Annotated in this window: 14 protein-coding genes; 11 read left to right on the forward strand and 3 right to left on the reverse strand. The window is 60.9% G+C overall.

Annotated features, from left to right (window positions below; genetic code table 11):
* The first annotated feature begins 120 nt into the window (after positions 1–120).
* The 3 genes from AWB75_RS32335 to AWB75_RS32345 all read left to right on the forward strand — a co-directional run bounded on the left by AWB75_RS32335 (position 121) and on the right by AWB75_RS32345 (position 3,052).
* Positions 121–1,038 carry an alpha/beta hydrolase gene (locus AWB75_RS32335; RefSeq protein WP_061128073.1) on the forward strand — a complete coding sequence of 306 codons (918 nt, stop codon included), beginning with the start codon at positions 121–123 and terminating at the stop codon, positions 1,036–1,038.
* Positions 1,039–1,111: 73 nt separating this feature from the next.
* Positions 1,112–2,047 (forward strand): alpha/beta hydrolase, encoded by a 936-nt coding sequence (locus tag AWB75_RS32340; RefSeq protein ID WP_061128074.1) that lies wholly within the window; start codon positions 1,112–1,114, stop codon positions 2,045–2,047.
* A 354-nt stretch (positions 2,048–2,401) separates the two neighbouring features.
* Positions 2,402–3,052 (forward strand): TetR/AcrR family transcriptional regulator, encoded by a 651-nt coding sequence (locus tag AWB75_RS32345; RefSeq protein ID WP_061128075.1) that lies wholly within the window; start codon positions 2,402–2,404, stop codon positions 3,050–3,052.
* Between the two features lie 63 nt (positions 3,053–3,115).
* Here the strand turns inward: AWB75_RS32345 and AWB75_RS32350 are convergent, their stop codons facing one another.
* Both AWB75_RS32350 and AWB75_RS32355 read right to left on the reverse strand, forming a co-directional pair.
* Positions 3,116–4,570, reverse strand: a complete 1,455-nt coding sequence (locus AWB75_RS32350; protein WP_061128076.1) for an MmgE/PrpD family protein — start codon at positions 4,568–4,570, stop codon at positions 3,116–3,118.
* 70 nt (positions 4,571–4,640) lie between these two features.
* On the reverse strand, positions 4,641–6,041 hold the full coding sequence (locus AWB75_RS32355; protein ID WP_061128077.1) for an MFS transporter: 1,401 nt from the start codon (positions 6,039–6,041) through the stop codon (positions 4,641–4,643).
* Between the two features lie 341 nt (positions 6,042–6,382).
* Here AWB75_RS32355 and AWB75_RS32360 point away from each other — a divergent pair, with 341 nt between their 5' ends.
* From AWB75_RS32360 to AWB75_RS32395, 8 genes are all read left to right on the forward strand, one after another.
* Entirely contained in the window at positions 6,383–7,270 is an 888-nt protein-coding gene (locus AWB75_RS32360; protein WP_061128078.1) for an HpcH/HpaI aldolase/citrate lyase family protein, read from the forward strand.
* A gap of 31 nt (positions 7,271–7,301) precedes the next feature.
* A complete protein-coding gene (locus tag AWB75_RS32365) occupies positions 7,302–7,763 on the forward strand; it encodes a MaoC family dehydratase (protein WP_061128079.1) in 462 nt (153 codons plus the stop codon).
* Between the two features lie 26 nt (positions 7,764–7,789).
* On the forward strand, positions 7,790–8,956 hold the full coding sequence (locus tag AWB75_RS32370; RefSeq protein ID WP_061128080.1) for an acyl-CoA dehydrogenase family protein: 1,167 nt from the start codon (positions 7,790–7,792) through the stop codon (positions 8,954–8,956).
* Positions 8,957–9,117: 161 nt separating this feature from the next.
* Complete coding sequence (locus AWB75_RS32375) at positions 9,118–10,356, forward strand: CaiB/BaiF CoA transferase family protein (RefSeq protein ID WP_061128081.1); 1,239 nt, start codon at positions 9,118–9,120, stop codon at positions 10,354–10,356.
* 1 nt (position 10,357) lies between these two features.
* On the forward strand, positions 10,358–11,524 hold the full coding sequence (locus AWB75_RS32380) for a CaiB/BaiF CoA transferase family protein (RefSeq protein ID WP_061128082.1): 1,167 nt from the start codon (positions 10,358–10,360) through the stop codon (positions 11,522–11,524).
* Between the two features lie 104 nt (positions 11,525–11,628).
* Complete coding sequence (locus AWB75_RS32385) at positions 11,629–12,315, forward strand: nitroreductase family protein (protein WP_061128083.1); 687 nt, start codon at positions 11,629–11,631, stop codon at positions 12,313–12,315.
* 11 nt (positions 12,316–12,326) lie between these two features.
* The gene (locus AWB75_RS32390; RefSeq protein WP_061128084.1) at positions 12,327–12,650 is read left to right on the forward strand and encodes a carboxymuconolactone decarboxylase family protein; all 324 of its coding nucleotides are present in this window, start codon (positions 12,327–12,329) and stop codon (positions 12,648–12,650) included.
* Positions 12,651–12,663: 13 nt separating this feature from the next.
* Positions 12,664–13,437 (forward strand): enoyl-CoA hydratase/isomerase family protein, encoded by a 774-nt coding sequence (locus AWB75_RS32395; RefSeq protein ID WP_087087110.1) that lies wholly within the window; start codon positions 12,664–12,666, stop codon positions 13,435–13,437.
* 56 nt (positions 13,438–13,493) lie between these two features.
* On the opposite strand, the gene AWB75_RS32400 is transcribed toward AWB75_RS32395, so the two are convergent.
* The coding region (locus AWB75_RS32400) for an IclR family transcriptional regulator domain-containing protein (RefSeq protein ID WP_143746580.1) at positions 13,494–14,086 on the reverse strand (593 nt) is incomplete at its 5' end.

Consider the following 14,086-nt stretch of genomic DNA (forward strand, 5'->3'; position numbering starts at 1 on the left):
CTGGCTTACGACTGTGATTGGTTATCTGATCTTGTGGCGCAGCAATGCAGGTTCTAACATTTTCCACATCGAGAACGCAATGATTTTTCCGGACGCTCGCTCAACAAGGAGTTCAGAACCATGCAGAAAATTGGAATCACGAATCGGAACGGACAGGACATCACGCTTGCGGCGGTGATTAATTTCCCGCAAGGGTTCGACGGAGGCAGGACATATCCCGCCGTGGTCGTCGCTCATCCGGGCGGCGGCGTAAAGGAGCAGACAGCCGGGCTCTATGCGCGCAAGCTGGCGGAACATGGCTTCGTCACAGTCGCGTTCGATGCGTCCTATCAGGGCGAAAGCGCCGGCGAGCCGCGTCAACTGGAGAATCCCTATGTCCGCACCGAGGATATCAGCGCCGTTGTCGACTATTTGACCACGCTGCCGTATATCGCCGAGGACAAGATCGCCGCGATGGGGATTTGCGCGGGCGGCGGCTACACGGCCAATGCCGCGATCAACGATCGCCGCATCAAGGCAGTAGGTACGGTGAGCGCGGTGAATATCGGCGCGATGTTCCGTAATGGCTGGGAAAACACAGTCAAGGATGCCGACGCTATCCCGATGCTCGAACATGGCGCCGATGCGCGCACGGCCGACGCCGGGAAGGCAGAACACGCCGCGCTTCCGCTCGCGCCGATGCGCAAGGAGGACGCGCCGAACAAGGAACTCGAAGAGGCGTGGGAGTACTACCACACGCCGCGTTGCGAACACCCGAACGCGCCGGGCTTCATGACGGCGCGCAGCCTCACGCAGATCATCGCGTATGACGCCTACAACAAGGCCGAAGCGTTCCTCACGCAGCCGCTGCAGATCGTGGCGGGCAGCGTGGCCGGAAGCAAATGGATGAGCGACGACCTGTTTGCGCGCGCGGCCAGCAAGGACAAGCATTTTCACGTGGTCGAGGGTGCCAATCACATGTCGCTGTATGACGGGGAAAAGTTTGTCGACGAGGCCATTTCGGTGCTCGCGCCATTCTTCCAACGTTCGTTGAATTAAGCGGCGATGCAATTCGGGAAGGTCCGGTCCGCCCGAGCCCGCCTTCGAACCAATACGACCAGGAACTCATACCATGGCCTCAGGCAACATTCGAAGCATCACTTATCGCAATCTGGGATGGAACTCTGCGGCGGACATCCACTTGCCGCCGAACTTCGACGAGACGAAGAAGTATCCCGCCATCGTGAGCACGCATCCTATCGGCAGTTGCAAGGAGCAGACCTCCGGCAATGTGTACGGCGCGGCGCTCGCGAAGGAAGGTTTCGTCGTCATCGCCTTCGACGCGAGCTTTCAAGGCGCGAGTGGCGGCGAGCCGCGCTTCATCGAAGATCCATCGATTCGGGTCTCCGATATCCGCTTCGCCATCGACTATCTGGTCACGCTGTCTTATGTCGACGCGGACCGGATCGGTGCAATCGGCGTGTGCGGCGGCGGCGCTTACACGATACACGCGGCGATGACCGACCATAGGATCAAGGCTGTGGCATCGATTACCGGAGTCAACTTCGGCAGACTGGTTCGCGAAGGCTTCAGCAACTTTGAACCGGTCGCGGCGCTGGAAACCATGGGCAAACAGCGCACGGCGGAAGCACGAGGCGCAGAGCGCAACGTGATCAATTACCTTCCCCCGTCGGTGGAGGAGAGTAGGAAAGCCGGAGTGACGGATATCGACGTGCTGGAGGCCACCGACTACTACAAGACCGCACGTGGCCAGCAACCGCACGGCGCCACGAGCGGACTGTTCTCATTCAATAGCGCCGCGATGGGGTGGGATGCGTTCCTACATGCCGAAGTCCTTCTCACCCAGCCTCTGATGGTCGTCATCGGTGACAAGCCCGGCGGTTTCGGCGCATATCGTGACGGTTGGGAGATTTATGGGCGCGCGGCGTCGAAGGATAAACAGATCGTGGTTGCTGAAGGCTGGTCGCACTACGATCTTTACGATCGCTCAGAACCGGTGGCTCTGGCGCTCGCCAGGGTCGTGCCGTTCCTCAAGGAACGCCTGTAAGGGCTGTGGTACCTGCTGGTTTGTTGCCTGCATCGCCGGTTCCTCGTGCATTTGCGAATTTCAGATAACCAACTCCAACGATCATTCCCACGTGCACACCCCTCGTGCTCCGCACAAGCCTGAGATGCAAAAATGTCCTGCCGAAGTTAAAGGTCAGGCGATGCATTCAAACCGCCGAACGATAGATAACGTAAGTTGTGGGAGAGCGCCTTTGCACCGGGGATAGCCCGGATGCAAAGACGCTTGTTCCGTACAGTGAACGCTCTGGCCCGTCAAAAGGAAATGCGGTAATCTCTCAAACGAACATTAGATCGTCGTGAGTGCTTCCGCGACATTGGGAACGAGGAAAGAGACGTGCGAAAGCGAAATGTGAATCCCAGTGCAGATACCCGAGAGACCTTGCTGCGGCTGGCCGCGCGCTCGTTTGCGACGCAGGGCTACACGGCAACCACGATGCGCTCGATTGCGGACCAGGCCGGCATCGAGGCGGCCAGCATCTACTATCACTTTTCGTCGAAGGAAGAACTTGTCGACGTGGTGATGGAGCACGGGGCGGATAGCATCGTGCAGCACATCAATGAGCATTTCGGTGCGCTGCCCGAAAGCGCGAACGCCGAGGACCGCTTCAGAGCGGCGGTTGTGGGTCAGATGAGTGCGCTGATCAAGTTTGGCGACTACGCGCTAGCACATGGCCGCCTGCTGAGCCAGTTGCCGGATCAGGTGCGCGAGCGGCAGATCAAGCGTCGCGAGCGGCATCAGCGGTTGTGGACCACCGTGTTCGACGATCTGCGCGAGGAAGGTTTCCTGCGCGACGATATCGACATCGCGCTGAGCCGTATCTGTGTGCTCGGCTTCATCAATTCGGTTCAGACGTGGTTCGATCCCAAGAAGGGGTCGCTGGAAAAAATCGCGGATCAATTTATCTCGATGTTCTTCGAAGGCGCTCAGCCAGCGGGCAAGCAGCGGCGTCGGGGTCGCAAGAAGGAACTGGCCGCTTCGTCGTGATCGGCAGTCGATTCATCTCCGGTGGGCATGGCGCAGCCTCAGCGCTCATCGAAAGCGTCGTGATCACGCTCTAGCCGAAACGCGTGTAAGAGTTTCATTCTCACCGGGGCGAAGCAAGCGCATCAGGGTTGCGACACTGTCGAGCCTTTCGAGGTTGAAGACGCGCTGGATGATGTCGTCGATGCGGGCGGAGGACAACACGTCTTCCGCGTTGCGGCGAAACTTGCCGATAAGTTCATCGTTGCTCATGTAGGTGAAAGGCTCCGGCGACGGACCGCCTTTAGGATAGCGACGCTCCCCGGCGAACGTCCGGCCGCGCGCGCGAACCTCGATTTTCGCGGGACGGCTGGCGGCATGACTCGTCAACAGTTCGACGTAATTCGGATGCACTTCGTGCGTGACGCGATCCATCAGTTTCATGACCGATGCGCCGAACACGAGCTCAGGGTCCTGCCACGCCTTTCCAGGCGGGACGCGATGTGCACCGAGCGCAAGCCCGTGCGCGATGCTGAACTGCGCGTCGTGAACGTGGCTGATATCGCGATTGAGCCATACCGGTTGTTCGACGAAGCCTTCGACCCAGGCCTTGATGCTCTCGATCTCGTGCGGTTCGATATCGTTCGTTTCGACGATTTCAATGAGCGCGTCGAGCAATGCATGGAGGATCCGGCAGTGAGGGTAGGGCTTATAGGCTTGTTCAGTGATAAACCGCCAGGCTGCACCAAGTTCCGCGGTGATGCACTCAGGCTCCCAACGACGCGTGCCGATGAAGCGCGGAAAGCCGAACTCCCGGTCGTCCAGGGTCTGCAGATCGCCACGGTGGCCAAGCTCTGCCATGTGAGCGGCAGTCATCGCTGATTGCGTCAGCGCGCCTGCGAGCAGGTACTTGATCGTCGAAGTTGGCGCGTGCTGAAACCACGCAACTTGCGAATTCACCGGCGAGATGCTTCCGGCGATGCCGAGCGCGTTCGCAACCAGCGTCGCCGGCAGCGCCTTGAGCTTGACGATCGCCGCCGTCGCGCCGAATACGGTGCTGCTATAACCGTAGACCGGCGGCGGCGATACCTTGCCGTCCTTCGTGTCACGAAGATAATCCATCGCCTTGCCAAGCCGATACGACATTTCGTGCGAAAGCGCCATCGCCTCGACAAGCGCCCTTCCCGTTACGCATCGCGCTTCACCGACGGCGAGCGCGCCCGGCAGCACATAGGGCGTGACGTGACCGGGCGGCACGACGGCGTCCATGTCGAGCGCGTTGATCAGTTCGCCGTTGGCGAACGCCGCGCCGAAAATCGACGTTCGTTCGTCCGTTCCGATGATGGTCGCATCGCCGTTGCCGCCCATCATGCGAGCGTAGTCGATGCCGATCCGCCCCTTGGGCTGTTCGATCGCGGCCACCGCGCAGCCGATCGAGTCGAGCAGGATGCGTTTGCATTCTTCAACCACGGCTGTGGGTAGATGGTCGAATTGGACATTCGATGTGAACGCGCCCAACTGTCGAATGAGACTGTCGGCCATGCTGGAATCTCCTGAAACATTGTCGACAGCGAGGTGATGCAGCGCTGAATAGGAAACGGACAATGGAGGCTCACTTCACCTGAGCCGCGCGCTCTTCAGCCAGCAAGCGCCTGTAATGCGGCAACGCGGTCAGAAGCAGCGTCGCCGCGATCGCAGACGCAATCGCGCACACGATAGCGATCGAATGCCCGACCATCTTCGGATTCTGGAATACACGATCGGTCAAGAGCGCAATCAGCGTCGGGCCTGCACCAAAGCCAACCAGTTGGGCAACGAACGAATAAATGGCGCCGACGGTGCCACGCATGCGACTCGGCGCAACGAGCTGCAATGCAGCGGCCATGCAGCCGGTAGGTAGACTGAAGAAGAACACGATGCCGGCTGCCGCGGCTAGCGCACCGGTCGTTCCCGGTACAAATGGAATGCTCGCGCAACAGAGCATCATCGGAATCATGGAGATCGCGGCGGTGCGCAGCGGAGCATCCTCATAGCCACGTTTCTCCAGTTGACGCGCAACCCAGGGACCGGTCAGCGCGCCGGCAATGCCAAAGACCACGACCAGCCCGCCGAAGCGGAACCCGACCAGCGAAGCCGGCATGCCATGCGTGCGAATCAGATAGGAGGGCATCCATGCGGGCATGCCGAGCACGACGATCGCAAGCATGCCGACGCCGAGCAGAATCCTCGCGTAGAACCCACGTCGTTGCCAGAGATAGCTGGCTGAAGCGCTGGTCGAGAATTGCCGCTCGTCTTCGCGCGCGCTCATCACGCTGCTACGTGCGGGTTCGCGCATGGTGAGCAGCACGACCAGCGCGAAAAGTATCCCCGGCAACCCGATGATGACGAACGCGAGTTGCCAGGTCTGGAATTGCGTGAGAATCGGAAAGTGCTCGTGAAAAGCACGTGCGAATTCGATCACAAAGCCACCCGCGACAAGCGAGAGGCCGCCGCCGAGCATGGGGCCGAGAATGAAGATGCTCATCGCGCGCGGCATCTTCTTCGCCGAAAAGCAGTCGGCGATCATCGAAAGGGCGAGCGGGAATACACAGGCTTCGCTGGCGCCGACGCCCAGCCGTGCGAGGAAAAGTCCGCGATACGTATCCGCAGTGCCGCATAGTGCGGTGAAAACACACCACAGGCAGATGGAGACGAGAAGAAGATTGCGCCGGTTGGTCACATCGACGAGCCGACCGAACAACGGCGATGCAGCCAGATAGGCGGCAATGAAAGCGAAGCCCTGAACCAGGCTCAGTTGTGTGTCGGAGATGACGAGCGAGCGCTTGATCGGTTCAACCAGCAGATTGAGAAGCTGTCGATCGATGTAGGCGAGGGAATACGCGAGCGTCAGCATTACCAGTACATACCACGCGCGGCCGCTGTCATGGATGACGTGATCGCGAGATAGATGTAATGGCGTTTGCGCGCTGGCGGCAGCGGCGTCGGACGGCATGTCGTTCATGGCGTTTCTCATTTCTCCTCCAATAAGAGCATTCAAAGTCGTGAGTTCTGCAAGGCGACTTGCGGGAAATTCAGAAAAAGGCAGCTCAGGCGACGCGACTGTCGGCACGCCGGATCGAAACACGTTACCTAATTAATGTTAGATAGTTTGTGCATTGTTTGCACGGTGTTCCATGAGTGTTATCCATGAGCCGTGTGCGTCTACTTACTATCGCCTCGTGCGGAGGACAGCATGCAGGGCGGTCTCGGTGTTAACCCCGAATGACACCTCGAGGTACGAGGAGGAAACTAACTACCAATCGTTAGGTATAGCCTGGCGACGCAGGACGAAACTCTCTACAGACCGAGACAGTGATGACCACCCAGATGAAACCCATACGCTCCTTCCTCTTCGTTCCGGGCAACAAGCCGACGTGGATCGAAAAGGCCATCAATTCCAGGGCCGATGCGCTGTTCCTGGATCTGGAGGACAGCGTGCCGCCCGCACAGAAAGTCGAGGCGCGCGAGATCGTGAAGTCCAAACTGGCCTGGCTGGCGGAGCAGAAGCAGCGCGTCTGGGTGCGCATCAACCGCAGCGCACACCTGTACGATTTCGAAGACATCCTGGCTATCGTCAGCCCAGTCGTCGAGGGCATCGTGATCTCCAAGCCTTGCGGCCCGGAAGACATCCACACCGTTTCATCGATGCTCGCCGAAGCGGAGTTTCGCGCCGGCGTGGAAGTGGGTCATACGAAGGTGATTCCGCTGCTGGAGACGGCCCGCTCACTGCAATTGGCATATGAGATCGCCCAGCACGAGCGCGTGCCGGCCATCGTGGGCGCGACGGCCAAGAACGCCGATGTGGCCCGTGCGCTCAAGACCGTCTGGTCGCCTGGCGGTCGGGAGACGCAGTACCTCAAGTCACGCATCGTCATGGCGGCGCGCGCCGCGGGCAAGCTGCCGATCGGCGGTGTCTGGCAACAGGTGCACGACCTCGACGGACTCAGGGTCTCCGCGGCCAACGACCGGCAACTGGGCATGAGCGGAGAACTGGTGCTGCATCCCTCCAACGTCGAGATCGTCAATCACACCTACAGCCCCGCCGAGGAAGAGGTGGCGTTCTATCAAGGGATGATCGATGCGCTCGACAAAGCGCAGGCCGAAGGCCGTGCATCGTGCATCTACGACGGCGAGCACATCGACATTGCTCATGCCAAGACGGCCCGCGAAATCATCGAACTCGCGCAGTCGTTCAACGGCTGATTGCTGACCAGAATCCCAGGAGACAGACAAAATGGCTGGCCTTTACTTCGAAGAATTCAAGCCCGGCATGAAGATCGAACATGCCATCCGCCGCACCGTGACCGAGACCGACAACATCCTGTTCTCGGCAATGACGTATAACTGCGCGCCGCTTCATATCGATGCCGAGTACAGCAAGAACACCATGTACGGTCAGCGTCTGGTGAACAGCATGTTCCTGCTGGCGCTGGTGGCGGGTATCACAGTGTACGAGACGACACTGGGCACCACGCTGGGCAATCTCGGCTTCGGCGAAATTGCCTTCCCCAAGCCTACATTTCATGGCGACACGGTCCGGGTCGAGACGGAGATCGTCGAGACGCGCCTGTCGAAGAGCCGCAAGGACTCGGGCATCGTCACCTTCAGACACATTGCCCGGAACCAGCGCGACGAGATCGTATGCACCGCTGTTCGCACCGGCCTGATGATGCTGCGCCCCGCCGACAAGGCTTGATTTCAGACTCGAAAGAGGACCAGGTCATGGACTACCAACTCAGCGCCGATCAGCATGCCATCGTCGATGCAGCTCAGAAGATCTGCACGGACTTTCCGCTCGAGTACTGGCGCAACAAAGACAAGAACCACGAATTTCCGCACGAGTTCTTCGAAGCCGTCGCGAGCGGAGGGTGGCTCGGCATCTGCATGCCGGAGGATGTGGGAGGCGCGAATCTGGGCGTCACGGAAGCGGCGCTCTTTATGCGCACGGTCGCCGAATGCGGCGGACAGGCTGCGGCGTCCACTATCCATATGAACATCTTCGGCCTGCAACCGGTCGTGCATTTCGGCACGGAGGCGCAGAAAAAGGCCTGGCTGCCGCCTTTTGCGCGAGGCGAGAACAAGGCGTGTTTCGCCGTGACCGAGCCCGACACCGGCCTTGACACCACCAAGCTCAAGGTGACGGCGAAGAAGCAGGCCGATGGCAATTATCTGATCTCGGGCAAGAAGGTTTTCATCTCGACCGCACAAGTCGCCGATCACATCTTGATCCTCGCGCGGACCACGCCGATCGAGCAGGTGAAGAAGCACAGCGAAGGGCTGAGCCTGTTCTACACGAAGCTCGATCGCGATTACGTCGACATTCGGGAGATCGATAAACTCGGCCGTGCGGCCGTCGACACGAACGAACTGTTTATCGACAATCTGCCGGTGTCGAAGGACGCGCTGATCGGCGAGGAAGGCAAGGGCCTGAACTACATCTTCCATGGCATGAACGCCGAGCGCGTGCTGGTCGCGGCGGAGCAGATCGGGATCGGCCGCGCCGTGCTCAAGCTCGCGACGCAGTATGCGAAGGAACGCGTGGTATTCGGCCGGCCTATCGGCAAGAACCAGGGCGTGCAACATCCGCTCGCGCGCAACTGGGCCGAGCTGGAAGCGGCGAATCACATGATCTTTGCCGCCGCGGATCTGTACGACAAGGGGCTGTCCTGCGGCTCCGAAGCGAACGCCGCGAAGCTGCTGGCATCGGAGGCCTGCATGAACGCATGCCAGACGTCGATCCTCACGCACGGCGGCTTCGGTTACGCGAAGGAGTATCACGTCGAGCGATTCATGCGCGAAGCCTGGATCGGCTACATCGCGCCAGTCACCCCGCAACTTATCCTTTCGAATATCGCGGAGCGTAAGCTCGACTTGCCCAAGTCATACTAGGCACGGCGGTTCGGGGATCCCGGGCGTACGAAGAAGAACAATTTGGCGGCAACCGTTAATCCAACCGATATCGGTCGCCAATCAGGCAAACGGAAGTCTGTGTCAGGTGGTTCGTTATATACAAGCCAGATTCCGCTTGCATGCGGGTTCAGGAGACAAGCATGTCAGCTGCAAAACCGTTGCAGGGTATTCGTGTTCTCGATCTGACCGTGGCGTTGGCCGGGCCATATGGATCACTGTTACTCGGTGGTCTGGGCGCCGAAGTCATTCGCGTCGAATCGCCCGGCGGCAGCGATATCGCGCGTAGCAATCCGCCTTATGTGGGCAAGGAAGGCATCCACTTCGGTGTCAGGCGCGAGGAAGAGGTATCGCTGACCATCCTGAATCGCGCACGCAACAAGAAAAGCATTACGCTCGATCTGAAATCCGCGCAGGGCCTCGCGCTCTTCATGGAACTGGTCAAGGAATGCGACGTGGTCATCGAAAACGCCAGCGAGGGCGCGACCGCGCGCCTCGGCGTGGACTACGAAAGCGTGCGCAAGGCCAATCCAAAAATCATCTACGCATCGATCAAGGCCTTCGGCGAGCCCAGCCCTTACCCCAATCTCAAGGGGATGGACATCATCGTGCAGGCGCTGTCCGGCATCATGGACGTGACCGGTGTCGCCGACGGCCCCCCCACGCGATGGGGCCTGCCGATCGCCGACCTCGTTGCGCCGTTGTATGCGGTCAATGGCATCCTTGCCGCGCTCATTCATCGCGGCAGGACGGGTGAAGGGCAACGAATACAGGTCTCGATGCTCGACTGCCTGTCCTCGATGGTGGCCGAGGAGCATTTCGACGTGCTCCTCGAGAACGGTTACCCAAAACGCTCGGGAAATTTCCACGATCGCCTGGTGCCGTTCGGCGTGTACAAGACGCTCGATGGTCATGTGGCCATGGTGGCTTTCCAGCCTGACTGGTTCCGGAACCTCATGGAAGCCCTGGGCAAACCCGAGATGGCCACTGATCCTCGTTACGCCACGCGCGGTCCGCGCATGAAGCATGCGGCCGAGATCAACGCCATGATCGAGGAGTGGGCGCGGCAGCGCAGCACGGAAGAAGTCATCCGCGAGCTACAGGAAAAGCGCGGCGTGCCCGCGGCCCCGGTGCGCTCGCCGCTCGACGTCCTCAAGGACCCGGTTTTGCAGGAGCGCGGCGCCGTGGTGAAACTGCAGCATCCGGGCCTCGACGATGTTCACGCCGTAGGCATGGGACTGCCCATCAGTTTCTCGCAAACGCCCGTGCAGTTCGACCAGCCGGCACAGGAACTTGGCGCATCGAATGAAGAGATTTATCGTGATCTGCTGAAGCTGCCGGACGATCGGCTGCGGCAACTGCGCGACGAAGGAGTGATCTGACATGTTCGCCGCATCTTCCCGTGCAGGCCCGCTCGCGGGCGTCAGGGTTGTCGAGATCGCGGGCATCGGTCCCGGGCCGCTGGCGGCGATGTTTCTGGCGGACCTCGGCGCAACCGTGATCCGTGTCGATCGCAAGGAGCCTTCGGGCCTCGGCGCGCCGCGTCCCGCGCAGTTCGATCTGGGGCTGCGCAATCGCAAGTCCATCCGCGTCGATCTGAAAGACCCTGACGCCGTCGAAATGGTGCTTGAGTTGATCGCCCAGGCCGACGCGCTGATCGAAGGCTTTCGCCCCGGCGTAATGGAGCGGTTGGGTCTGGGGCCGGACAGGTGTCTCGCGCGCAATCCTCGTCTCGTCTATGGCCGCGTGACCGGCTGGGGACAGGACGGTCCGCTTTCGCAGGTCGCGGGGCACGATCTGAACTACATCTCCATCACCGGTGCGCTGCATGCAATGGGCCGCGCGGGGCAGGCGCCGACGCCACCGCTCAACGTGTTGGGCGACTATGCGGGCGGCTCGTTATATCTTGCTTTCGGACTGTTGGCCGGCATCGTCGAGGCACACGGTTCCGGCAAGGGCCAGGTCGTGGACGCCGCGATGGTGGACGGCGTGGCCTCCATCATGACGGTGACGATGGGCCTGCATGCGGCAGGCATGCTCGGCAGGGAACGTGGCACCAACATGCTCGACACCGGCGCGCACTTCTACGAGGTGTACGAATGCGCCGATGGAAAGTTCGTGAGCGTTGCGCCGATCGAGGGCAAATTCTACAAGCTGCTGCTTGAAAAGCTCGAGTTGCAGGACCATGCGCTGCTTCAAAAGCAGATGGATCGCACGCAATGGCCGCGAGCCAAAGCGGTGCTTGCCGCGAAGTTCAAGCAACAGTCGCGCGACGAGTGGGCGCGGCGCTTCGGGCAACTGGACGTCTGCCTGGCGCCGGTGCTCGACTTCGACGAGGCGTCGAGTCATCCACACATCAAGGCGCGTGGAACGTTGATCGATCTGGACGGCGTGACGCACCCCGCGCCCGGCCCACGTTTTTCACGCACACCCGCCACGCGACCACAGCCACCCACGGCATTGACCACCGACAACGCCGTTGATGCGCTGCGTGACTGGCTGCCGGAAGAACGCATCGAAGCTTTACGCGCGCGCGAGACGTTCATCTGAGGCATGGGCCAAACGAACCCGATTAACTGCCGGCGCATCGCCGGGCTCCACGGTTCCAGCACATTAAGGGCAAGGAACAGGGAGCAGGCAACGAGCTTACTGAAATGACATCGCACAGTTCTGATCTCACCGCGCTGGATCGCCTCACGCGCGGCCGCTCCACGTGTCGTGCCTACGAGCACAAGGCGCTGGATGCCGACCTGATACGCAGCATCGTAAGCATGGCGAGTCGCTCGGCTTCGTGGTGCAACGTGCAACCGTGGAAACTGGTCATTACTGAGACCCCGGAGAGCACGGAGCGCTTTCGCGAGGCGCTGATGGAGCGGGCGCGGAGCCATCCGGAAACGGAGTCCGATTTGCCATTTCCGCCTGGATATAAGGGCATTTATGGAGAACGGCGGCGCGGAGCAGGGATCGCACTTTATTCGGCCCTCGGCATCGGCCCCAAGGATGCCGAACGCAGCGCCGAGCAGGCATTCCGCAATTTCCGCATGTTCGATGCGCCGCACGTTGCCATCATCACGGTGCCTGCGGAGCTGGGTCCATATGCGCTCGTGGATGCGGGCGGCTTCGTCTCCTCGTTTCTGCTCGCGGCTTATGCACATAACGTGGCCACCACGCCTCAGGGCGCGCTCGCTCGCCACGCCCATTTCGTGCGCGCTTACTTTGGTATCCCCGATACACAGCACATGATTTGCGGCATTTCGTTCGGCTTCGCGCAGGCCGGACACCCGGTCAACCAGTTTCGCACCACCCGCGCTGGCGTAGACGATCTGGTGCGCTTCACCTGAGCGACGCAAGCATGAGCGACACGAACACCGCAGCCCGGCGACTGCTGGGCGACATCGCGCCCGGCCTCGCGAAACTGACCGACGACGTCCTGTTCGGCCAGATCTGGGAACGCCCGGGACTTTCGAAACGCGATCGCAGTCTCATCACCTGTGCCGCGCTCGTCGTCACAGGGAAAACCGGACAGATGAACGGACACTTCCCACGCGCCATCGAGAACGGCGTCACGCGCGAGGAACTCATCGAACTCATTACGCACCTGGCCTTTTATGGCGGATGGCCCAACGCGGTCAGCGCCGCCGTGCGCGCGAAGGAAGTGCTGGGCGCGAATGAATAACAAGGGGAACATCGTGTCACTGCTGATTGACCACCCCGCGCCGCAGGTGCGCCGCCTCACGCTGAATCGTGCCGAGCGCATGAACGCATTCGATGGTCCAACCTTGCAGAGTCTCAACGACGCCATCCGCGACTGTGCTTTAGCTGTGGGCGAGGTCAAGGTGATGGTGAAACGGGGCAGCGGCCGGGCGTTCTGCGCGGGCAACGACCTCAAATGGCTCGCGAGCGGCGTGCTGGCTAACCGCGCTGCGCACATGCGTCATCAGGACCTGATGCAGGATACCTATGAGCGCCTGGAGTCCGCGCCGCAGATCGTGTTGGCGAGCGTCAACGGCTATGCCCTCGCGGGAGGCTTTGAGCTGGCGCTGGCCTGCGACGTGATGATCGCCGATGAAACGGCTGAACTCGGCGACGAGCATATTCGTCGCAGCCTTCTTCCGAGCGGCGGCAGTTCTCAGCGGCTGCCGCGCAAGCTGGGCTTGCAGCGTGCCATGTACTACCTCGTCACGGGACGTCGCATGACGGGGCGTGAAGCTGCGGACATGGGTCTGGCTGCCTTGGCTGTTCCCTCTCTGCAACTGGAGAACGCCACGCTCGCGCTGGCGCAGGAGATCGCCCAGGCTGACGCACTCGCGCTGGCGTCCATGAAGCAGATGGCGCGCCGCGCGATGGAGCTGCCACTCTCCGATGGCCTGCGCTACGAGCGCTGGATGCAACATTGTTACCGCACGCAGTCGCCGTCACTGGAGGCGGGTATACATGGCTTTGCCGGCACTGCGGGGAGCTGAACCGAACCGGAACGTTGATGACGTACTGTCCGGTGTGACCGGCGAGCCCGGCTGGATCAGAGCGCACCTTCGAAATCGGCGAGTTGCACTTGCAGAAGCGCGGCCGTTTCTTTCAATGCGGGCGCGATGCGGTCGCGCTCGAAGTCCAGATCCAGTTCGACGTCGGCTTTCGCGCAGCTCATTCCCAAGAGAATGCCCTCGCGACCGATGCGCACAGGCAGCGCAACGCCCCACGTGCCGCGCTGGAAGCCGCCCATCACGGCGCATGTGCCGGTGGTTTCAAGCTCATGGAACGAGGCGTGAATGGCGTCCTCCAATGCGTCCCCCTGGGGTTCCGCGCGCCGCTTGTGTTCTTCTATCAGTAGCGCCTGCTCCTCGTGAGGCAATCTCCAAAGATATGCCCTGCCGATGGACGTCGTGCTCATGGGCAGGACCGAACCGACGCCAAGCCGCAAGGTGGCCACTTTGCGGCTCACCCGATAGTCGACGTAGAACATAACCAAGCCATCTTGCAGACCAAGCGCTACCGAGACATCGAGCCGATCAGCCAGTTCCTGCAAGAGAGGCTGCGCTGAACCGCCCCGGAAATGTAGGAGACTTCGGATCTTGGCTGTAACGGGAGATTTGAAGCATGGAAAGCGAAGGCAAG

It is taken from the genome of Caballeronia catudaia (assembly GCF_001544755.2).
Classification (GTDB): Bacteria; Pseudomonadota; Gammaproteobacteria; order Burkholderiales; family Burkholderiaceae; genus Caballeronia; species Caballeronia catudaia.

What these genes read in the sequence shown, in the direction of transcription:
- AWB75_RS32370 (WP_061128080.1), top strand. Translation starts at nt 7,790, where the DNA reads ATGGACTACCAACTCAGCGCCGATCAGCATGCCATCGTCGATGCAGCT.
- AWB75_RS32380 (WP_061128082.1), top strand. Translation starts at nt 10,358, where the DNA reads ATGTTCGCCGCATCTTCCCGTGCAGGCCCGCTCGCGGGCGTCAGGGTT.
- AWB75_RS32365 (WP_061128079.1), top strand. Translation starts at nt 7,302, where the DNA reads ATGGCTGGCCTTTACTTCGAAGAATTCAAGCCCGGCATGAAGATCGAA.
- AWB75_RS32375 (WP_061128081.1), top strand. Translation starts at nt 9,118, where the DNA reads ATGTCAGCTGCAAAACCGTTGCAGGGTATTCGTGTTCTCGATCTGACC.
- AWB75_RS32355 (WP_061128077.1), bottom strand. Translation starts at nt 6,041, where the DNA reads ATGAGAAACGCCATGAACGACATGCCGTCCGACGCCGCTGCCGCCAGC.
- AWB75_RS32390 (WP_061128084.1), top strand. Translation starts at nt 12,327, where the DNA reads ATGAGCGACACGAACACCGCAGCCCGGCGACTGCTGGGCGACATCGCG.
- AWB75_RS32385 (WP_061128083.1), top strand. Translation starts at nt 11,629, where the DNA reads ATGACATCGCACAGTTCTGATCTCACCGCGCTGGATCGCCTCACGCGC.
- AWB75_RS32340 (WP_061128074.1), top strand. Translation starts at nt 1,112, where the DNA reads ATGGCCTCAGGCAACATTCGAAGCATCACTTATCGCAATCTGGGATGG.
- AWB75_RS32350 (WP_061128076.1), bottom strand. Translation starts at nt 4,570, where the DNA reads ATGGCCGACAGTCTCATTCGACAGTTGGGCGCGTTCACATCGAATGTC.
- AWB75_RS32335 (WP_061128073.1), top strand. Translation starts at nt 121, where the DNA reads ATGCAGAAAATTGGAATCACGAATCGGAACGGACAGGACATCACGCTT.
- AWB75_RS32360 (WP_061128078.1), top strand. Translation starts at nt 6,383, where the DNA reads ATGACCACCCAGATGAAACCCATACGCTCCTTCCTCTTCGTTCCGGGC.